The sequence below is a fragment of the Pseudomonas sp. Irchel 3H3 genome (genome assembly GCF_900187635.1).
Classification (GTDB): domain Bacteria; phylum Pseudomonadota; class Gammaproteobacteria; order Pseudomonadales; family Pseudomonadaceae; genus Aquipseudomonas.
Window position 1 is genome coordinate 185829 of the sequence record NZ_FYEC01000002.1, and the last position, 19532, is coordinate 205360.

General features: G+C 56.6%; 17 protein-coding genes and 1 pseudogene. 10 read left to right on the forward strand and 8 right to left on the reverse strand.

Annotation, left to right across the window (positions count from 1 at the left end; all coding sequences use genetic code 11):
* Nucleotides 1-56: 56 nt before the first annotated feature.
* A complete protein-coding gene (gene fnr, locus CKW24_RS03815) occupies nt 57-791 on the forward strand; it encodes a fumarate/nitrate reduction transcriptional regulator Fnr (RefSeq protein WP_095165381.1) in 735 nt (244 codons plus the stop codon).
* Nucleotides 792-869: 78 nt separating this feature from the next.
* Nucleotides 870-1418 carry an adenine phosphoribosyltransferase gene (locus CKW24_RS03820; RefSeq protein ID WP_095165383.1) on the forward strand — a complete coding sequence of 183 codons (549 nt, stop codon included), beginning with the start codon at nt 870-872 and terminating at the stop codon, nt 1416-1418.
* A 47-nt stretch (nt 1419-1465) separates the two neighbouring features.
* Here the strand turns inward: CKW24_RS03820 and CKW24_RS03825 are convergent, their stop codons facing one another.
* From CKW24_RS03825 to dnaX, 5 genes are all read right to left on the reverse strand, one after another.
* Nucleotides 1466-2614, reverse strand: a complete 1149-nt coding sequence (locus tag CKW24_RS03825; protein ID WP_095165385.1) for an acyl-CoA dehydrogenase family protein — start codon at nt 2612-2614, stop codon at nt 1466-1468.
* Between the two features lie 114 nt (nt 2615-2728).
* Entirely contained in the window at nt 2729-3331 is a 603-nt protein-coding gene (gene recR / locus CKW24_RS03830; RefSeq protein WP_095165387.1) for a recombination mediator RecR, read from the reverse strand.
* Between the two features lie 76 nt (nt 3332-3407).
* Nucleotides 3408-4442, reverse strand: a complete 1035-nt coding sequence (locus CKW24_RS03835) for an NADP-dependent oxidoreductase (protein WP_095165389.1) — start codon at nt 4440-4442, stop codon at nt 3408-3410.
* 267 nt (nt 4443-4709) lie between these two features.
* A complete protein-coding gene (locus CKW24_RS03840) occupies nt 4710-5048 on the reverse strand; it encodes a YbaB/EbfC family nucleoid-associated protein (protein ID WP_008028561.1) in 339 nt (112 codons plus the stop codon).
* Between the two features lie 68 nt (nt 5049-5116).
* Nucleotides 5117-7192: a DNA polymerase III subunit gamma/tau gene (gene dnaX, locus CKW24_RS03845; protein WP_095165391.1), complete on the reverse strand. Its 2076-nt coding sequence runs from the start codon at nt 7190-7192 to the stop codon at nt 5117-5119.
* 145 nt (nt 7193-7337) lie between these two features.
* Between dnaX and CKW24_RS03850 the strand changes: the two genes are divergently transcribed.
* Nucleotides 7338-8087 (forward strand): ABC transporter substrate-binding protein, encoded by a 750-nt coding sequence (locus tag CKW24_RS03850; RefSeq protein WP_095165392.1) that lies wholly within the window; start codon nt 7338-7340, stop codon nt 8085-8087.
* A 2-nt stretch (nt 8088-8089) separates the two neighbouring features.
* On the opposite strand, the gene CKW24_RS03855 is transcribed toward CKW24_RS03850, so the two are convergent.
* Nucleotides 8090-9790: a bifunctional diguanylate cyclase/phosphodiesterase gene (locus CKW24_RS03855; RefSeq protein WP_095165394.1), complete on the reverse strand. Its 1701-nt coding sequence runs from the start codon at nt 9788-9790 to the stop codon at nt 8090-8092.
* 487 nt (nt 9791-10277) lie between these two features.
* On the opposite strand from CKW24_RS03855, the gene CKW24_RS03860 reads away from it, so the two are divergent.
* From CKW24_RS03860 to CKW24_RS03880, 5 genes are all read left to right on the forward strand, one after another.
* Nucleotides 10278-10592: a helix-turn-helix domain-containing protein gene (locus CKW24_RS03860; protein WP_095165396.1), complete on the forward strand. Its 315-nt coding sequence runs from the start codon at nt 10278-10280 to the stop codon at nt 10590-10592.
* A gap of 479 nt (nt 10593-11071) precedes the next feature.
* Complete coding sequence (locus CKW24_RS03865) at nt 11072-12379, forward strand: site-specific integrase (RefSeq protein ID WP_095165398.1); 1308 nt, start codon at nt 11072-11074, stop codon at nt 12377-12379.
* Between the two features lie 578 nt (nt 12380-12957).
* On the forward strand, nt 12958-13749 hold the full coding sequence (locus CKW24_RS03870; RefSeq protein WP_095165400.1) for a phage antirepressor KilAC domain-containing protein: 792 nt from the start codon (nt 12958-12960) through the stop codon (nt 13747-13749).
* Nucleotides 13750-14066: 317 nt separating this feature from the next.
* Nucleotides 14067-14705, forward strand: a complete 639-nt coding sequence (locus CKW24_RS03875) for a Clp protease ClpP (RefSeq protein WP_095165402.1) — start codon at nt 14067-14069, stop codon at nt 14703-14705.
* A gap of 56 nt (nt 14706-14761) precedes the next feature.
* Entirely contained in the window at nt 14762-16069 is a 1308-nt protein-coding gene (locus tag CKW24_RS03880) for a primase-helicase family protein (protein WP_095165404.1), read from the forward strand.
* Between the two features lie 385 nt (nt 16070-16454).
* Here the strand turns inward: CKW24_RS03880 and CKW24_RS03885 are convergent, their stop codons facing one another.
* Nucleotides 16455-16820, reverse strand: a complete 366-nt coding sequence (locus tag CKW24_RS03885; protein ID WP_095165406.1) for a helix-turn-helix domain-containing protein — start codon at nt 16818-16820, stop codon at nt 16455-16457.
* A 196-nt stretch (nt 16821-17016) separates the two neighbouring features.
* Between CKW24_RS03885 and CKW24_RS03890 the strand changes: the two genes are divergently transcribed.
* Together CKW24_RS03890 and CKW24_RS03895 are read left to right on the forward strand one after the other, a co-directional pair.
* On the forward strand, nt 17017-17247 hold the full coding sequence (locus tag CKW24_RS03890; RefSeq protein WP_095165408.1) for a helix-turn-helix domain-containing protein: 231 nt from the start codon (nt 17017-17019) through the stop codon (nt 17245-17247).
* Between the two features lie 480 nt (nt 17248-17727).
* Nucleotides 17728-18330 (forward strand): annotated as a pseudogene (locus CKW24_RS03895) (recombinase family protein); the annotation flags it as partial.
* A 611-nt stretch (nt 18331-18941) separates the two neighbouring features.
* Here CKW24_RS03895 and CKW24_RS03900 read toward each other — a convergent pair.
* The gene (locus tag CKW24_RS03900; protein ID WP_143501105.1) at nt 18942-19463 is read right to left on the reverse strand and encodes a hypothetical protein; all 522 of its coding nucleotides are present in this window, start codon (nt 19461-19463) and stop codon (nt 18942-18944) included.
* Nucleotides 19464-19532: the final 69 nt, after the last annotated feature.

The window sequence follows — 19532 nt, forward strand, 5'->3', positions numbered from 1 at the left end:
CCTCCCGTGGGGTACCCTTACGTCTTATGTGTGTTTTTCCCACAAGGATCTAAGAAATGTCCGAGCCAGTTAAACTGCGCGCTCACAGCCAGGCTCACTGCAAGGATTGCAGCCTGGCCCCCCTCTGCCTTCCACTATCGCTGAATCTGGAAGACATGGATGCGCTGGACGACATCGTAAAACGCGGCCGTCCGCTGAAAAAGGGCGAGTTCCTGTTCCGTCAGGGCGACCGATTCGATTCGGTATTTGCCGTGCGCTCCGGCGCCCTGAAGACTTTCAGCCTCAGCGACGGCGGTGAAGAACAGATCACCGGCTTCCACTTGCCGAGCGAACTGGTCGGCCTGTCGGGCATGGACACCGAGTCTCACCCGGTGTCCGCCCAGGCGCTGGAAACCACTTCAGTGTGCGAAATCCCTTTCGAGCGTCTCGATGAACTGGCCCTGCAACTGCCGCAATTGCGCCGTCAGTTGATGCGGGTGATGAGCCGCGAGATTCGCGACGACCAGCAAATGATGCTGCTGCTGTCGAAGAAGACCGCTGACGAGCGAATCGCCACCTTCCTGGTCAACCTCTCGGCGCGTTTCCGCGCACGCGGGTTCTCGGCCAACCAGTTCCGCCTGAGCATGTCGCGCAACGAAATCGGCAACTACCTGGGGCTGGCGGTGGAAACCGTGTCCCGGGTGTTCACCCGTTTCCAGCAAAACCAGTTGATCGCCGCCGAGGGCAAGGAAGTACACATCCTCGACCCGATCCAACTGTGCGCGCTGGCCGGCGGCTCTGTCGAAGGCTGAGGAGGCACGGGCGGCCGAGCGAACCTGCTCGGCCGCCGTTATACTGCTGCATTTGCAGCCTGCCAGGACATCTCGACGATGCTCATCGACTCCTTCGACATCAAATCCCTGATCCGCCCCGTGATCGACTTTCCCAAGCCTGGCGTGATCTTTCGCGATATCACTCCCTTGTTCCAGTCGCCCAAGGCCCTGCGCCTGGTGATGGACAGTTTTGCCCATCGTTATGTAGAGGCCGATTTCACCCACATCGGCGCGATGGATGCCCGTGGTTTCCTGATCGGCTCGGTGCTGGCCTATCAACTGAACAAGCCACTGGTGCTGTTTCGCAAGCAAGGCAAGCTGCCGGCCGACGTACTGGCCGAGGGTTACCAGACCGAGTACGGCGAAGCCTTCCTCGAAGTCCACGCCGACAGCCTGTGCGAAGGCGACTCAGTGCTGATGTTCGATGACCTGATCGCCACCGGCGGCACCCTGATTGCCGCGGCCAATCTGGTCCGGCGCATGGGCGCGAAAATTTTCGAAGCCGCGGCGATCATCGACCTGCCGGAACTGGGCGGCTCGCAGCGCCTGGAAGACATGGGCATCCCGACGTTCTGCCTGACGCAGTTTGCCTTGTCCGAACAGTAGCCGGTGTCGGTGCTGAGATCATCGCGGGCAAGCCGCCATAGCGCAATCTACAGCCCCATCTGCTTGCTGATTATCTCGTTCATCACTTCCCGCGTGCCGCCGCCAATGGACAGGATCCGGTTGTCGCGGTACAGCCGCTCCACCAGGCTGTCGCGCATGTAGCCCAGCCCGCCGAGGATCTGCACCGCGTCGTGGGTGATCCGATCCGCGGTGTCGGTGGCGAAGTTCTTGGCCATGGAGATTTCCTTGATCACACTTTGCCCGGCAGCCATTTTTGCCGCCTGGCGATAGGTGAACTCCCGGGACACCTCCAGCGCCGTGGCCATTTCCGCCAGGCGATGCTTGAGCACCTGGAACTTGCCAATGGGCTTGCCGAACGCTTCGCGCTGGCGGGCCCACTTCAGGCTTTCTTCCAGTGCCAGTTGCGCGGTCATGTTGGCCATGAGGGCCAGGGCCAGGCGCTCACTCTGGAAGTTGCCCATGATGCAGGCAAAGCCCATGTTCTCGGCGCCGATCAGGTTCCCGACGGGCACTGTGCAATCGTCGAAAAACAACTCGGCGGTGTCCGACGCCCACCAACCCATTTTCTTCAATTGACGCCCAACGCTGAACCCTGGGGTGTCGCGCTCGATCAGCAACAGGCTGATGCCGCCGAACCCGGTGTCGCCGGTGCGCACCGCCACCGTATAAAAGTCCGCGCGCACCCCGCTGGTGATGAAGGTCTTGCTGCCATTGACCCGGTAGTGATCGCCGTCGCGCACAGCACGGGTCTGCAGGTTGGCCACGTCGGAGCCGCCGCTAGGCTCGGTGACCGCCAGCGCGCTGATCTTTTCGCCGCTGAGCACCTGCGGCACCACCCGCTCACGCACCTCGGGCCGCGCCCACTTGACGATCGGCGGCAGTCCGATGTCCAGCGATCCCAGCCCCGCCACCAGCCCGCCGGAGCCACAGCGCATCAGCTCTTCGCTGGCGGCGATCTTGGCGAACAGGTCACCCTCGTGGCTACCACCCAGCGCTTCGGGGTAACCGATGCCCAGGATGCCCGCCGCGCCAGCCTTGAGGTAGAGCTCGCGAGGAAAGCCCTCGGCCTCCTCCCACTGGTCGATGTCCGGGATGATCTCGCGTTCGACGAAACGTCTTACGCTATCGCGGACCAATTCATGGCTGGGATCGAAGTATTCCTGGAAGGCAGGCATCGGCGAACTCCACTGAAGGTTCAGCGAAGTTAACCGAGCGCTTGCTTGGTTTTCAACAGATTTATGCCCGTAGGAGCAAGGCTTGCCCGCGAAGGCATCAAACCAGATGCTGGATTACAACGCGATCGGCTTACGCCCGGCAAACGAATGCGCCAGCGTGCCGCCATCCACCAGTTCCAACTCGCCCCCCAACGGTACGCCGTGGGCGATACGCGAGGTGATCAAGCCTTTGTTGGCGAGCAACTGGGCGATGTAGTGAGCGGTGGCTTCGCCTTCCACGGTCGGGTTGGTGGCCAGGATGATTTCGCTGAAGGTACCGGCGTCTTCGATCCGTGCCAGCAATTGCGGAATGCCAATGGCTTCCGGCCCCAGGCCATCGAGTGGCGACAAATGGCCCTTGAGCACGAAGTAGCGACCGCGAAAGCCGGTCTGCTCCACGGCATACACGTCCATCGGCCCCTCCACCACGCACAGCAGGCTGTCGTCGCGGCGGGTGTCGGAGCACTGCGGGCACAGTTCTTCTTCGGTCAGGGTACGGCACAGACGGCAATGACCGACCCCTTCCATTGCCTGGCTCAAGGCCAGCGCCAACCGCGAGCCACCGCTGCGGTCGCGTTCGAGCAGTTGCAACGCCATGCGCTGGGCAGTTTTCTGGCCGACCCCAGGCAAGGTGCGCAGGGCGTCGATCAGTTGGCGAATCAAAGGGCTGAAGCTCATGGGCAAAGGTCCGACAAAACAACGAGACGCGGTTTATACCCGCGCCTCTGGCCAGCGTCAAATGCTCATCGGTCGGTCAGTCCTTGGCCACCTGCACCACCAGCTTGCCGAAGTTGCGCCCCTCCAGCAGGCCAATAAAGGCCTCGGGCGCCTGCTCCAGGCCTTCGACCACGTCCTCGCGAAACTTCACCTTGCCCTCGCGTACCCAGGGCGCCATGGCCTTGGCAAACTCGGAGTGGCGATCGCCATAGTCGTCGAACACGATAAACCCCTGCATCCGCACCCGCTTGGTCAGCAACGTGCGCTGCAGCAGCGGCATGCGGTCCGGGCCCGGTGGCGCCTCGTGCGCGTTGTATTGGGCAATCAAGCCGCACACCGGGACCCGCGCCTTGGGATTGAGCAACGGCAGGACCGCGTCGAATACCTTGCCGCCAACGTTTTCGAAGTAGATGTCGATACCAGCACCGCACGCCTGCGCCAGTTGCTCGGCAAAGTCCGCGCTCTTGTGATCGATGCACGCGTCAAAACCCAGCTCATCGACCACGTAGCGGCATTTATCCGCGCCGCCGGCGACGCCGACCACCTTCAGGCCCTTGATCCGCGCCACCTGGCCCACCACCGAGCCTACGGCCCCGGACGCAGCCGCCACGACCAGGGTCTCCCCCTCCTTGGGCTGGCCGATGTCCATCAGCCCCATGTAGGCGGTCATGCCCGGCATGCCGAGCACGCCCAGGGCCATGGACGGACTGGGCAAGCCGGACGGCACCGGGATCAGGGCCCGACCGTCGCTGATGCTGTGGCTCTGCCAGCCGGTGGCACCGACGACCAGGTCACCTTCGTGGAATTTCGGGTTCAGCGAGCGCTCGACCCGGCTGACAGCGCCACCGGTCATGACCTCGCCGATGGCCACTGGGGCGGCGTAGGACGGTGCGTCGCTCATGCGCCCGCGCATGTAGGGATCAAGCGACAGGTACAGCGTCTTGAGCAGCACCTGGCCTTCGGCCAGATCGGGCAGCGCCACCCGTTCCATGCGGAAGTTTTCCGGCGTTGGCGCACCCGCCGGGCGAGAAGCCAGGACAATGCGTTGGTTGAGGGTCATGGCGTCGGACATGGCAGCGTCTCCTGTGATCGTTGAGGTTCAGTGATATAGGGAGCAGACCTTTGTGGCGGTATGGCGTTCGATGTTTATTCAGTTGCATCGGGGTGACTTCATCGCGAGCAAGCTCGCTCCCACAGGTTTTGCGAGCGCCGCGAATCCTGTGGGAGCGGGCTTGCCCGCGATGGCGGCATGTCAGCCACACATATCTGTCAGCCAGAAACAAAAATGCCAAGCGCTATGCCTGGCATTTTTGTAACTCATCTGCCGCCTGAAGGCGAATCAGAATGGCAGTTTCATGCCCGGTGGCAGTTGCATGCCGGCGGTCATGCCGGACATCTTGTCCTGGCTGTTGGCCTCGATCTTGCGCACGGCGTCGTTCACCGCAGCCGCGAACACCGCCTCGAGCATCTCTTTGTCATCTTCGCTCAGGCCTTCTACCAGGCTTGGGTCGATGGTCACGCGCTTGACGTCGTGACGACCGGTCATGACCACGGTGACCATATCGCCACCGGCTTTACCGGTGACTTCGGCGTTGGCCAGCTCTTCCTGCATCTTGGCCATCTTTTCCTGCATCTGCTGCGCCTGCTTCATCAGGCCGGCCATGCCACCTTTCATCATGGGAATCACCTCAAAAGTACGTGGATCAAAACGGCGCCCGGACCAGTGGGCCGAGCACCTTCAGTTTGTTAGCCCTGGCTGACCAGAGCCTCGACAGGTTCAATAGTATCGTTACGGATCACTGCGCCGAACTGTTGCATCATCTGCTGGATGAACGGATCGCCGTGGATCGAATCCTCGGCCTCGCGCTGACGGTTGGCACGTCGCCGGGACGACGCCTGGGCCGGGGTTTCCTGCTCCGGCTTGATCAGCTCGATGCTGATTGTCAGGGTGCGCTGCAGCAACTGGTTCAGGGCATCGTTGAGCCGCCGTTGCTGGGTGGCGTTGAACAGCGCGCTGTGGGCCGGGTCCAGGTGCAACAGCCACTGGTCGCCCTCCACGGCGATCAGCGTGCAGTTGGCGGCGATGCTGCCGGTCATGCCGGAAATCGGCAGTTTCGGGAACAGTTCCAGCCACTGTAGCGCCAGGCCGGTGGCTGGCATCGCCGCAGGCTCGGGTTCCGGTGCCGGCGCAGGCTCGGCGGTGTGCTCGCTGGCGAGCTCATCGAGGTAGCTGTACGCCGAGTCCATGTCCGGCTCAATGTAATCCTCGTCCAGCGGCGGCTCGTCATCCAGGTCCATACCTGGGGTGGCGGCATCCACCTGGGCCACTGAAGGCTCGGGAATCGGCGCGGCGGCCCATTCCGGCGCATCCAGCACCACGCTATCGGGCACCGGAACGGGCATCGGTGTCAGGTCTGGCTGTTCGGCGACGGTCTCGAGCACCGGCTCGACCGCCGGTTGCAGCGCAGCCGCCGGCTCTACCGGGTCGTTCCAGGGCAGATCGACGACCTCCTCGACAGCGGCCGCCGGCTCAGGCGCCACATGCACCACAGGCTCCGGCTCGACCACCGGCGCAACAGGTGCAACAGGCGCAGGGGTTGGTGCAGGCGCGGCAACCGGCGGCGCAGCGGCCACGACCGGCGCAACAGGTACCGCGCCAGCCACTGAGTGAGCGGAATCAACTGTGGCCTGGCTGATCCCCACTGGCTTTAGCGGCTGCCTCGGCGCATCGGCGGTGTCTGCCGGGCGGAAAGCCAGCATCCGCAGCAGGACCATTTCAAAGCCGCCCCGCGGATCGGGGGCCAGCGGCAAATCGCGTCGACCGATCAGCCCCATCTGGTAATAGAACTGCACATCCTCGGCCGGCAGGGCCTGGGCCAGCGCCAACACCCGGTCGCGGTCGCCCTGTCCGTTGTCGACACCGTCCGGCAATGCCTGGGCAATCGCCACGCGGTGCAGCACATTGAGGATTTCCGAGAGCACGCCATTCCAGTCCGGGCCTTGCTCGGCCAGGTGCCGGACACCTTCGAGCAACGCCTTGGCGTCGCCTTCGATCAGCGCGTGCAGGACATCGTAGACCTGCCCATGGTCGAGCGTGCCGAGCATAGCCCGCACGTCCACCGCCATGACCTTGCCTTCACCGAAAGCAATGGCCTGGTCGGTCAGGCTCATGGCATCGCGCATCGAACCGTCGGCGGCGCGCCCGAGCAACCACAGGGCGTCGTCTTCGAACGGCACGTTCTCCACACCCAGGACGTGGGTCAAATGCTCGACCACGCGCTCCGGCGTCATGTTTTTCAGGGAGAACTGCAGGCATCGAGACAAAATCGTTGCTGGAAGTTTCTGCGGGTCAGTGGTCGCCAGGATGAACTTGACGTAGGGCGGCGGCTCTTCGAGGGTTTTCAACAGCGCATTGAAGGAATGACTGGAGAGCATGTGCACTTCGTCGATCAGGTAGACCTTGAAGCGCCCACGGCTCGGCGCGTACTGCACGTTGTCCAGCAGTTCGCGGGTGTCCTCGACCTTGGTTCGGCTCGCGGCGTCGATCTCGATCAGGTCGACAAAGCGCCCTTCGTCGATCTCGCGGCACACCGAACAGGTGCCACACGGCGTCGACGTGATACCTGTTTCACAGTTCAGGCATTTGGCGATGATCCGCGCGATGGTGGTCTTGCCCACCCCGCGAGTGCCGGTAAACAAATAGGCGTGGTGCAGCCGCTGGCTGTCCAAGGCATTGATCAGAGCCTTGAGCACATGGGTCTGGCCGACCATTTCGCGGAACGAGCGCGGACGCCATTTACGTGCAAGAACCTGATAACTCATCGAAAACCGTCGCGACTGGGAAGCGGAAGCGGGTAATGCTAGCGGAGCAAGGGCAAAATTGCATCCGGTGTGCTCGGCTAATCTGGCTAAGCTGGTGTTCGGGGGACGTTTTAATCGGCGTCGGGCGGTATTTGCTGGAGTGTTTATGCGGTCAGCCTTGGGGGCATTGTTATTGGTCAGCGCCAGCACTCTTGCCGCGCCCAGCCCTTTACGCTTCGCGATCACCGACAGCTGGGCCATGCCCATGGTGCAAATCGAGTACGGTCGCCCGACCCAGGGCATTCTGCATGACGTGATGCTGAGCCTGGCGACCCAGGTCGGTTTGCCCGCCGAATTCCATGTCCTGGCGCGCGCGCGCGTGCAAAACGCCATGGAGCACGGGGAAATCGACGTCCGTTGCTACGCCGCGCAATCCTGGCTACCCAACCAGTCCGGCGACTACATCTGGAGCATTCCTCTGTGGTTCCAGCGCGACCTGCTGATCAGCAACCAGCACCACCATGCTGGGGTAGTCCCGGCCGACCTCGCACCACAAACCATCGGCACGGTGTTGAGCTACCACTACCCTACCCTGCAGCCGCTGTTCGATAGCGGGCAACTCAAGCGCGACGACGCCCGCAACCAGGACCAGGTCCTGCAAAAGCTGCTGGCCGGGCGCAATGAGTATGGGGTCAGCAACCAGTGGACCCTGGACTGGTTCAATCAACGTCTATTGCCGGAGCGGCAATTGCGCGCCGTCGCGGTCCTGCAGGAGCTGCACGTCGGCTGCTACGTGCGCAACGATCCGGACCTGCCGGTGCAGCGCATTCTGCGGACCCTGCTGCGCATGAAGATGTCCGGCGAGATCGACGACATCATCCGCCTGTATACCGGCTCTCAAGAACCGTCACCCTAGGCTCAGATGGCCTCATCCAGCGCCTGCCACTGGCTGGGCGCGACAAAATCGGCGACCCAGCCCGGCACTTCGCTGGCCGGCATCGGCCGGGCAATGAAATATCCCTGGGCCACTTCGCACCCCAGGCTCAGCAATAGTTGCCCATGCTCCAGGCTTTGCACTCCCTCGGCGATCACCTCTCGACCAAACGCCCTGGCCAGGCCGATCACTGCGGTGGTCAGGGCCAGGTCGTCGCGATCATGCAAGATATCGCGGACAAAGGATTTATCGATCTTGATGGTTTGCGTGTTGAGGCGCTTGAGGTAACTGAGGGACGAATACCCGGTACCGAAATCCCCCAGCGAGAACCTCACCCCCAGCGCCTGGCAGGCCTGCAGGCAGGTGGTGACATGCTGGATGTTTTCGATCGCCATCGACTCGACAATCTCCAGGTCCAGCAGATGGGGGGCGACCCGGGCGTGACGCTCCAGCACCTGCTTGAGCCGGTCGAAGAAGTCCGTGCGCTGGAAATGCCGGGCCGCGATGTTGACGCTGACCGGCCACTGCTGCCCGACCGATTGCCACAGTGCCAACTGCGCCAGCACCTGATCAATGACCCACTCGCCAATGTCGACGATCAGGTCGGTTTCTTCCACCAACGGCAAAAACTCCCTGGGCGGCACCACACCCTTCTCCGGGTGTTCCCAGCGCAACAAGGCTTCGAAACCGACCACGACACCACCACGCATATTCACCTTGGGCTGGAAGTGCAGGCACAGCTCGTTGTCCAGCAAGGCCTGGCGCACCCGGGCGACGGTCTGGTGCGTCGCCCTGACCTCACGGTCGCGTACCACATCAAACAGGTGAAAACGGTTGCGCCCGCTCTGCTTGGCCACGTACATGGCCTGGTCGGCATGCCGCAACAAGGTCTCGGCATCTTCGTTGTCCTGGGGGAACAGGGTCACGCCGATACTGGCGTAGACGTGGATGTCCTTGCCCTGGATTGAATAGGCCGCCGAGATCACCCCCAACACCCGGTTCAACGCCGCACGCAGCTCCGCGACGTCATGCACATAGCGCAGGATCAGCACAAACTCGTCCCCGGCCAGGCGTGCCACTACATCCTCGCCACGCACGATACTGCGCAGGCGCTTGGCCACTTCCACCAGCAGCAGGTCGCCACTGGCGTGGCCATAACCGTCGTTGACCGCCTTGAAACCGTCCAGGTCGAGCATGCACACCGCCAGCGGTACCTCCTCGATGCGCGAACAGTCCAGGGCCTGGTCCAGCAAGTCTGAGAGGAACGCCCGGTTGGGCAAGCCGGTCAACACGTCATGCCCGACCCGCCATTGCAGCGAATGCAGCAACTGGCGCTGCTCGCTGGTATTAAAGCCAATCGACACGTAGCGGTGCACCCGCCCGGTCGCCTTGTCCAGCACCGGCAGCAGGGTACTTTCGACCCAATACAGGCTGCCGTCCCGGGCTCGATTGCACAGCTCACCCTTCCAGACGTTGCCCAGGGCGATGGTGCGCCACAGCGTGGCGAAAAACTCGTCGGGGTGCAGGCCGGAATTGAGCAGCCGGTGATCAACGCCCAGCAACTCTTCCCGGCGGTATCCGGAGACCGCGCAGAACTGGTCGTTGACGTAAGTGATTCGACCATTGAGGTCGGTTTCGGAAAACAGGGCGGCTGCATCCACCGCCCTGCGGTATTTCTCGTCCATGAGTTCGGCCTGTGGTGGCTAGCGGTAATACCGCTCGACCAGCGCGCAACGCTTGGAAGAGGTATGGGGGGCGTAGCAGAATGGCTCGGCAGGTCGCCGCCGGGGAGGCAGCGCAGGCAAAGTCCTTTTAATCGTGCGGGCTGGCATATTCAGATGCACATTAACACTCCATGAACAGCAGGTGATGGCCCCCGAACGGGCGAAGACCAACTAGCCTTAAAGGCTTCTAACCAGTCAGACAAAAATCCGCACGGTCGACACTCAACCAGCCATCTGGTTCATTTTTGCCGCTTCCCGTACAGAGGAAACCTGCGCAATGATGGCTGTTTCACATCGCCCCAACTGCGGATCTTTAGCCACCCAATGCTCGTATCAAGCGCCAATTCTACGAAATACATCACATATATGAAAGTAAGGTGATGAATCATGCAGTTGTGCAATGTCAAAATCTATCGTTAAGTTCTTGATTCTAAATGGGAATTGAGCGATGCACATTTCAAGTTTGGGTCCAGCCATCAAACGTTATCGCAAGGTAGCGGGGCTAACTCAGGCTGAACTCGGCGAAAGAACCGGTTTTGACCCTAAAACCATCAGCCGCTTCGAAACCGGCACCTATACCCCCAGCGTTGAAGCCCTGTTCATGCTTGCCAGCGCACTGGGAGTGAAGCTCAAAGTGTTTTTCGCCGACTTTGGCGACGAAGACGAACAGCGAGCCTATCTGTTTGGTGTCGTACACAAAGCCCCCCCAAAGGATCTGGGAAAGCTGATCGCAGCGGTTGATCACGCCTTGTCCAAGCCTTAGCGCCACATACAACCAACAGCAGAGGCAACGTTGATCGCTGCCTCTGCTGTGTCGTTCACGCGCCCGCAAAAAAGCCCGGCACCTGTTAGCGACGACGCTGGGGGCAGACAGCAGAAAACACCCTGGACCGAGAAACGCTCGGAGGGCAACAAACAGCAGGATTCAGGAGAAGAAGCTGACAGCGCGGATGGGCTGGCGATTGCCAGCAAGGCTGTAGCAAGACGTTAAGGTGGTAACCCCACCAGCCACACCCCGGCACACAATGTTCCCGCTGTGGCTGCTTCCTTCCGGATCTGACCAGGTGGCATGCCAGCATGCTCGGGTATCGTTGCAGACCTTGCGGGGTAAGGGTTTCAGGCTCTTAGGGTTGCAATATTTCTACCGTGCAAACTCTCTGCACGGGCAGTCAGAAAACGGGGTGTGAACAGAATTGTTCCACTTAATTGGTCCACTCGGGTGGTCCACTATGGTGCTCTCCAATGGCTTACATCGTTCGCCGCCAGTCCATCTATTATCTGAACCTTCGATTGCCGAAGCATTTGTTTCCGAACCGTCACACCCTTCGCGTAAGTCTTCGGGTACGAGAACGCCAAGCCGCACTTTTCCTTGCATGCTCAATCGTTCAGCGGGTACACACCCACCTAAACGAACACCCCCTGACACCTCCTGAGACGCTCCGTGCGTTATGCCTACATTGGCGTGAGACAGCCCCGCAACAAGTTATCCCGTCTTCTCCACGGATAGCTCCAGCTGCCGCAGCGATGCCAAGAAGCGATGGCCCTACCCTTGCCACCCTTTCGAAGCTTTATATAGAAGAAGGAAAACGTGGCGGCACTTGGCGGGCCAGCAGCATGGGCGACATCGAACGTGCTTTAACTGATTTGTTCGAGCTGGTGGGCGACATGCCAGCATTGGCTTTCGATGTGCAGAAAGCACGTCTATTGAAGGAGCGGCTAAGTCGTTGCCCGCAGTACTTCGGCTTACGCCCTGAGTTCAAGGGAAAGACGCTGAAGCAGGTCGTTGAGTCGGGCGCCACGTACAAGACGATCACCGCCGTCACCGTGAACAATCGTCTACGCAAACTTACCGCGTTCATGAACTGGTGCAAGACCAACGGATACCTCTCGCACAACCCGTTGGCAGGCCTGAAGGTAATGACCGGATCAGCGAAAGAAGCTCGGCTGTCCTTCGACCGACAGGATTTGATAACCCTGCTGAACCACGACGCACTTCGAAAAGAGGCTCGTAACCATCCATGGAGGTACTGGTTGCCCTTGCTCGGGCGTGCCACCGGTGCTCGACTGGAAGAGCTCTGCCAATTGCGCGTGGATGACTTCATCGAACAACAGGGCATTCAGTGCATCCGTATCGACGACAGCCGTGAAGGCCAAAACCTGAAGAACGCCAGCAGTCGTCGCATTCTTCCACTGCACCCAGCTCTGGTGGACCTAGGGCTATTGCAGCATGTTGAATCAGTCAGGGGATCCGGGAATGCTCGCCTATTCCCTGAACTGGGAGCCGTGCGAGGGAAGCTAGGACATGAACCGTCGAAGTGGTTCGGACGATTCAAGAACAAGCGGGGAATCACTGATCCCAGGAAAACCTTCCACAGCTTCCGCCACACGCTCATCGACGATCTGCGTGACGCTGGGGTACAGGACTCGCTGATCAAGCGGATCGCTGGACACGAGGACGGCGCGGTCACCTTCAGCATCTACGGAAGTCGTAACCCGCTGAAAGCGATGGCGTTAGCGCTAGCGACCATCCACACCTTCCCAAACGCCTAGGCTCTTGAGCTGCAGCCCCACAACAGCATCCAAAGCAAGCAAACAGCTTGAAGAAACATTTTCAATAAGATCGAGTTTAACTAAAGATAAACACACAAAAACGCGATAGTTCATCCAAAGCCTCTTAAAAAACATTTCATCTATTTTGAGGGAAGTTATTGACCCACCTATAAAATATCTTATGATGACGACACACCAGCCAAGACAACCAAACAACAACGCCCCCAAGTGAACCGACAAACTTCTAACACTACTGAGCGGGACCGCTCCACCACTGAGACTTTGACACTACAACACCCAAAAACTGGAAAGCCCAATCGCTCACCCGCAACCATAACTTTCGACAGGACAGCCTTACACAAGACTACTTACTTGTAACTTCTCGGCCCCGGCAACACCCCCACATGCTTCAATCCATTAAACAAACAAGGACCACTAACACCCAAAGAATAGAAAAAACATACGCACTAAATTAACAAGCAACAAAACCATCAACGCACGCCAACATTAAACAAACAAATTAAAACTTACAACCGTAAGACTCCAGCGTGCACAAAAACTAAAAAAGAGACAACATAATGATGCAAGATTACAACACTAACACCGCAGTACTGAAGCGCCCAGTTATGCCCTTCCTTGCCTATCACGACACAGAATCCTCCCCCGAAGGCAGTCGATGCCGTTACACAACGACTACCATGAGCAGTCGGGAGCTAGCAGACCTGACAGGGAAACATCATTCGGATGTAATGCGTGATATTCGCAGAATGTTGAGCGAGCTGGGAGTAGGCAGCAAATTTGCTGGCTATTACACAGCTTCGAATGGCAAGCAGAACCCGTGCTTCAACTTGCCACGACGGGAAGTCGACATTTTGCTGACTGGCTACAGCACCACAATGCGGGCAGCGGTCTATGACCGTTGGTCTGCACTGGAAGCAGAGAAGAAGCATGATGTCATTTCCATGCCAGACACTCTCACTGGTGCTCTGAGTCTTGCTTGCGAGCTGGCTTACAAACTCGAGGCATTCGAACAACGGTTCGCTGAAGACGCCGAGAAAGTTGAGTTCTACAACAAGATTTACGAACGGGATGGCCTACTGAACCCAACCAAAGCCAGCAAGATCTTGGACACAGGGCGGAACCGTCTCCTTCATTACCTCCGTGGCCACAAAATTCTGATGAGTCGTCCACACCAGCAGAACATGCCTTATCAGCAGTATCTGGATGCAGGCTACTTTGAAGTGAAGGAAGGTTTTTATGAAAACCCTAAAACGGGCGAACGTGAACTCCAGGCGCTGCCTCTTCTCACCGGCAAAGGCATGATCTGGCTTCAGAAGTTCATCGATAAGCACGGCCGCGATGGCTTGTGAAAATTTGCATGCACCACAGCATTGAACACGCTTAGCCTGTAAATCAACGTTACAACTGTAACAAAGCGCAAGAAACATGGATGTATACAACCCGGACGAATTTATGCAACGACCTGGACGAACTACTCCCTAAAAATGGCTGGTGTCTTCATACCAGCCATGCTCTAACATCCGAAGCGGCTGTAGCATTAACAAAAGGCGACTCGCCAGCCTTCAAAATCGCTAGCGAATCTAAACAAACAGAACCCTAACCACAACACCAAGTTTGTGGCGACGGGACTACAACGCCAAAAATCCTCTATTAGAAGAGAGATCTAATGAAATACAACACAAGCAACATCGAAAGCATTGGGAAAGAGTATTACCCGATGAATATTATTACAGAAACAAGAAGCTCATTCCGACATGTAGTGCCTATTACCGGCGATATCGGTGAAATTTATGAGTATGGTGAATTTGTTAAGATCTTGGCATGCGCGTCAGAAGGGGATGAAGTGTACATCCAGCTCTCATCATCTGGCGGGGACTTTAATACGTGTGACTACCTATGCCGCCGAATGGACGAGTGCGAGGCAAAGATCACAGTCGAGATCGGCCTAACATGTGCTTCAGTCGCTTCGGCCATAGCCCTTCACGCCCACGCTTGGGTGATACATTCAAGTAGCACAATGACGATTGAATCATGTTCCCACTCTACCGGGTACGGAAAAGAATCGGACGTTCGGGCAAGAACACATTTTGTTGAACGAGTTAACAAAGAATGGATCGAGCGAACCTATCGGGGTTTTCTTAGCGAGCACGAGCTAAATGACGTGCTCAACAATGGCAAAGATCTGAACTTCTATTCAGACGACCTGCATGAACGTATGCCACGACACAAGAAGTACCGCCAAGAATGCAGCGACAGAGAGGTAGAAGAGATAATTAAGTACTGGAAAAACCAAGGTACAGCCTAACATACTGAAGTCGTTATCCATTGAAACCGACTCACCCAAGAGAGCACTATTAAAACATGAATAAAATTGTACATTCTTCTGACAACCAGAATAATGTAACGCACTTGAATAGCCAAAACATCACCGCTATTCGCTCTGTGAAGAATCGGTTCGTGATTGTCCCTACGACGGACAGCCGCCCCAAATTCCGCGACCTGTTAAACATGGGAGTCGCCCCACAAGGCTGCCCTATGATGCTGGTTCAGGCTTACCGAGATGCAGGCGGGACTGGAGACATTACAGGTGAAATCCTGCTGTACATGCTCCCTATCGTATTCGCTGAGGATTTCCGCCCCGGCGATTACCGTAGAATTATAGACGACGGCGATAACAGATTACTGAACATGTGGACCGGTCCGGATATCCGGGCGAGTGGTAACGCGGTGTCAAGACGCGATGCTGGGCCCTTCATTGAATTCCTACAACGCCTGTTTCCCATCCCTGAAGAGAGACACTATTTCCGAGATTGGCTAGCTCATGCTGTCCGCTACCCTGGCCAGCGTATCACTGCTACTGTTTTGCTGCGTTCAGACCATGGGGTCGGAAAGGGCTTCTTGGTTGAAACGATTTTGTCTGGGTTGCTGGGGAAGTCCAGCGTAGGCACAGTGGCTTTAAGTGAAATTGTAGGCAACTTCAATGATGCTCTCGTTGGTAAGACCGTCATTCTAATTGACGAAGTTTACAAGAATCCCCAGTGGACGGTTAACACGCTGAAATCTATTCAAGGGAACAGGACGGTGACACTGCGGAGAAAGCATATCCCCGATACCAAGGTGGATAACTTCTTAAACTTCATAATGTCGAGCAATGACCATTTCCCGTTGCCGCTGGAACGTGAAGACCGCCGATTTTGGGTGCCCGCCTTCATCAAACATAAAGAGTCTAAAGAAGAAACAATGATCTTCATCAATACGATTCTCAAACCTTGGCTGGAGCAGGAAGGGGGCATGCAGATCGTTCGGGATTTAATGGAGACCGTGGACCTGTCTGAGTTCCAGTCGTGGGGCGATCCACCAATGACCGTCAGCAAGCGGGAAATGATAGGTTGCCTTACCCATGAAGGGCTAGCCGAGTTCATCGCTGCTTACATAGCAGACCAATTGGTTGTAAAGGCTCCGGACATTGAGCTCAAGTACCGCACGGACATCGGGGACGCCTTGGGCAATCGTGCCGTACCTGCGAGATTGTCCGAATTGGGATGCAAGGTGAAACGAACGACATTCGGTAGATTTTGGATTACCCCCAAGGGATTAACAGCCGGTCTATCGGAGTTTTCTTCGCCTGCGGAGTTACGACGGGTCTATTCAAACACACGAGGTTCATGACGGGTATGGCGGGTTCATGTCGGGTTAAAGAATCACCCGTCATGGCTGTAACCCCCACACAGCAAGGTCTCGAGCAACGTTATGTCGGGTATGACGGGTTGACGGCGCTTTCTTATAGTAAAGGGTGATTCACTTGGCTGCATGATGTGACCACTTCTACCGCAAGGTGGAATAAGACAAGGAACTCTCGTGCGGTTCGCTTAATGATTCAACACGCTCACACTTTTTGATTTCTCCGCCAGCAAATAATAGCTGGTGCCCAAGACACGATTATTACTCTGTTAAGTAAGGGCAGAGCAGGAGGCAAAAGCCTCTGCCCCGCTCTTGATCTTGATCTTGATCTTGATCCTCTTGTACAGAGATACGTCTGTGGCATCTGCCACGTTCAATTACCTTGCAGCAGCACTTCAGGCTTTTCGGCTCTGGCCATGTCAGGACTCACAAAGCACACCAGTGGACCACCAGGCTCGGTGCTCGCATCTACCGAGTGTATCCAACCGGCATCGATAAGGTCGGCGATGGCCTTCTCGACTTGTTGCAGTGTGGAGTTGCAGTGCTTGGCCACCGTCGCCTGGGTAGTCTGAACATCTCCGTTGGTACCCATGCTCGACATCAGCGTAAGCATGACTGATACAGCGTGCGGGTTCGTTCGAGTCAACAGGCTCAATTCCATTAAGGCTAATGGATTGGCGTATACGACTTCAGCTTCGTCGCCGGAAGCGTACGAGGTTTTACCTTTAAGTGCGTTCATCACGCTGCTCTCCTTGGGGAATGTAGTCACTTTAACTAGCTCACACGATGGCTCTGGCCCGCCCTTCAGGCTGACAACAGATGCCAATGACGTTACAGCGAATGGTGCCATGCGGGGTCACAAATTCACAGTATCCTGTGAAGACCTTCGAAGCCATGCAACCGACAGTGCAACCCTCTAACGAGGGAGACATGGTTTGGACGCAGGGTTGGCATTCGGTAAAGTTCTCCGCGAGCGGCGGAAACTCGCAGGACTGACGCAGGAAAAGCTGGCGCTGGAGGCCGATGTCCAAAGAAACTACGTCAGCCTCATAGAACGCGGCGTTCATCAGCCCACTATCAACATAATCTTCAAGCTGGCCATCGCGTTGAAATGCCAGCCGTCTGAACTCATCGCCGATGTGGAGACTATTGTTCTCAGCAGGTGAAAAGGATGGCTACCTGTTTACGGCCACCCTGGATACAGCTAATCAAAAACCAATCAGTATCTATCTCTCGTTGGCGCCGGTGAGCTCCCTTTCATCCCCCTAAACTCGCCAAAGCCGCTGTTTACGGGGAATACAAGGACGGGTATCAAGCAGATTGCCCGACTCTGTCGTTAACCATAATAATTGAATGGTTATTGCCCGTTACGTTCTCGGTGGCAATGACGATAAATTCTGAATCAGCTGCCCAGCCGCGATTGCTAGTTATGTGAGCCAACGTATAGCCCGTGCTTCATAGAAGGTCAGGAACCCAGCATTTGGCCACAGCCGATGTGTCACTTCAGGTATGCCTGACGCATCACAAAGCGACTGTACAAAAAATGATCAGAGCGACCGCATTCACCGTATCACAAAATGCCTTTACAAACCTTAAGTGACACACCAGCATATGCCACACCCTAACTAACACAACGAGGTGTGTTCATGTTCATCCGTGCGTACCTGCGAGCCTCCACAACTGAACAAGATGCAACCCGTGCAAAACAGACGTTAATCGACTTTGCTAGCGAGCGAGGGCATAAAATCGCAGCCTTCTACATCGAGAACGTAAGCGGCACAAAACTTGAGCGGCCCCAACTATTTCGCCTGCTGGATGACAGCCACGAAGGTGACGTGTTGCTGATTGAGGGTGTGGACAGGTTGTCCAGGCTCGTCCAAGACGACTGGGCCCTATTGAAGGCCAAGATTGCAACCAAGAAAGTGACGGTAGTTTCCATTGATCTGAGCACCAGCCACGCAGTCCTGAAGCCCACTGAAGGAATGGACGATTTCACTAAGGGCATGATCTCAGCTGTTAACGGAATGCTGCTCGACATCTTGGCAGTGGTCGCACGCAAGGACTACGAGGACCGCCGTCGCCGTCAAGCTGAAGGTATCCAGCAGGCCAAGGCCGATGGCGCGTACAAGGGTCGTCCAGTGGATACCAAACTACGAGACCGTATCAGTGAACTGCTGGCTGATGGTAAGAGTGTCCGCAAAGTAGCAGGCCTACTGGAGTGCAGCACGACAACAGTACAAAAAGTCAGGGCAGCACAGATAAAAGCTTTCGATGAAGCCCATGAAGCGTTTGAGAGAGAAGAGAAACAGCTCAATCACAAGATCCAGCAGTCCCGTCGCCCCAATGCACCTTGGCCTACAGAGGCCGACTATAAACCTTGGTCGAACGCGAAAGACGCACTGCGTAGAGCCGGGGAAGTGCTTGAAGAATAATCAGTAGGCATCACCAACCGGTAACAGCTCAGATTAAGACGTGTGATTTTCTGCTGCCATGATTCTTAGCCGCCGACGGACGGCTTTTTGAGCCCAGCATACTTTGATTTCTTGGTCGCTAACTGCTACGCGGCATGAGATTGGCTCTTAACCTTGACCCACTGTGTGCGGAAAATCCTCCGATCTGCCGCATTCTTTAGCCTAATATTTCGTTAGAGTCTAACTTTCGGAATGACATCGAGGACAGATACCAATTATTGTAACCGCTGATATCAGCGGATCAAGAGAGGGTGCTTAGTCCTGACCAAGAACGGTTAAAGCACTGCTCACGAGCTACAAAAAGATGAAACCGATTAAACTTGCTGCATTTAAGATTACTGAATGAAGCCTGGAAAAATCAGGCTCCACACCTACCGACCGAGCTAAACTTACAAATCAGATTTACGCGACTTAATCCGCTCATCAAATGCCGCGTAATTAATACACAATTTATCCATCTCTGACTTTAGCTCTTTAGTTTTTTGCTCGACATCCCCATCAAACTCTATGGGCTTAACGATATTTAGCGCAAGAAACAAATAGAAAATTGCCCCCATAAACCCTACAGCACCAAACGGCCCAAACGCTCCCAGCGCTCCAAACGCAGACTCAGACACCAAGCCCAACACCAACCAAATCAACGCTTTAACTAAATGACGCGACGCCCTTAACCAGAGCACCGATACATAATAAGTTCTCTCCGTGAACTCCCTTGCACTAATAGCGCAAAATCGTATGTACTGTTCTTTTATTTGTCTAATCTGATTTCTTTTCGACCTAGCGCGTACGCTATCGAAACAATATGCAGCTATTTTTTGGCCGACATACAACACTAATGCAAAAAGCGCAGACCCCATGGCTCCTTGGACAATCACAGGGAAATCTTGAATTGACGCGATCAGCTTTTCCATTTTAACCCCTAACTTGAAGATCAGGACATTCTGCATTGTCTCAAGCCCTAAGAGAAGGGATATCCTGCA

Excerpts from the sequence above, each read along its gene's own strand:
- fnr (WP_095165381.1), top strand. The coding sequence starts at position 57 with ATGTCCGAGCCAGTTAAACTGCGCGCTCACAGCCAGGCTCACTGCAAG.
- CKW24_RS03880 (WP_095165404.1), top strand. The coding sequence starts at position 14,762 with ATGAATAAAATTGTACATTCTTCTGACAACCAGAATAATGTAACGCAC.
- CKW24_RS03900 (WP_143501105.1), bottom strand. The coding sequence starts at position 19,463 with ATGGAAAAGCTGATCGCGTCAATTCAAGATTTCCCTGTGATTGTCCAA.
- CKW24_RS03825 (WP_095165385.1), bottom strand. The coding sequence starts at position 2,614 with ATGCCTGCCTTCCAGGAATACTTCGATCCCAGCCATGAATTGGTCCGC.
- CKW24_RS03820 (WP_095165383.1), top strand. The coding sequence starts at position 870 with ATGCTCATCGACTCCTTCGACATCAAATCCCTGATCCGCCCCGTGATC.
- CKW24_RS03855 (WP_095165394.1), bottom strand. The coding sequence starts at position 9,790 with ATGGACGAGAAATACCGCAGGGCGGTGGATGCAGCCGCCCTGTTTTCC.
- dnaX (WP_095165391.1), bottom strand. The coding sequence starts at position 7,192 with ATGAGTTATCAGGTTCTTGCACGTAAATGGCGTCCGCGCTCGTTCCGC.
- CKW24_RS03870 (WP_095165400.1), top strand. The coding sequence starts at position 12,958 with ATGATGCAAGATTACAACACTAACACCGCAGTACTGAAGCGCCCAGTT.
- CKW24_RS03860 (WP_095165396.1), top strand. The coding sequence starts at position 10,278 with ATGCACATTTCAAGTTTGGGTCCAGCCATCAAACGTTATCGCAAGGTA.
- CKW24_RS03840 (WP_008028561.1), bottom strand. The coding sequence starts at position 5,048 with ATGATGAAAGGTGGCATGGCCGGCCTGATGAAGCAGGCGCAGCAGATG.
- CKW24_RS03865 (WP_095165398.1), top strand. The coding sequence starts at position 11,072 with ATGGCTTACATCGTTCGCCGCCAGTCCATCTATTATCTGAACCTTCGA.
- CKW24_RS03835 (WP_095165389.1), bottom strand. The coding sequence starts at position 4,442 with ATGTCCGACGCCATGACCCTCAACCAACGCATTGTCCTGGCTTCTCGC.
- CKW24_RS03850 (WP_095165392.1), top strand. The coding sequence starts at position 7,338 with ATGCGGTCAGCCTTGGGGGCATTGTTATTGGTCAGCGCCAGCACTCTT.
- CKW24_RS03885 (WP_095165406.1), bottom strand. The coding sequence starts at position 16,820 with ATGAACGCACTTAAAGGTAAAACCTCGTACGCTTCCGGCGACGAAGCT.
- recR (WP_095165387.1), bottom strand. The coding sequence starts at position 3,331 with ATGAGCTTCAGCCCTTTGATTCGCCAACTGATCGACGCCCTGCGCACC.
- CKW24_RS03875 (WP_095165402.1), top strand. The coding sequence starts at position 14,067 with ATGAAATACAACACAAGCAACATCGAAAGCATTGGGAAAGAGTATTAC.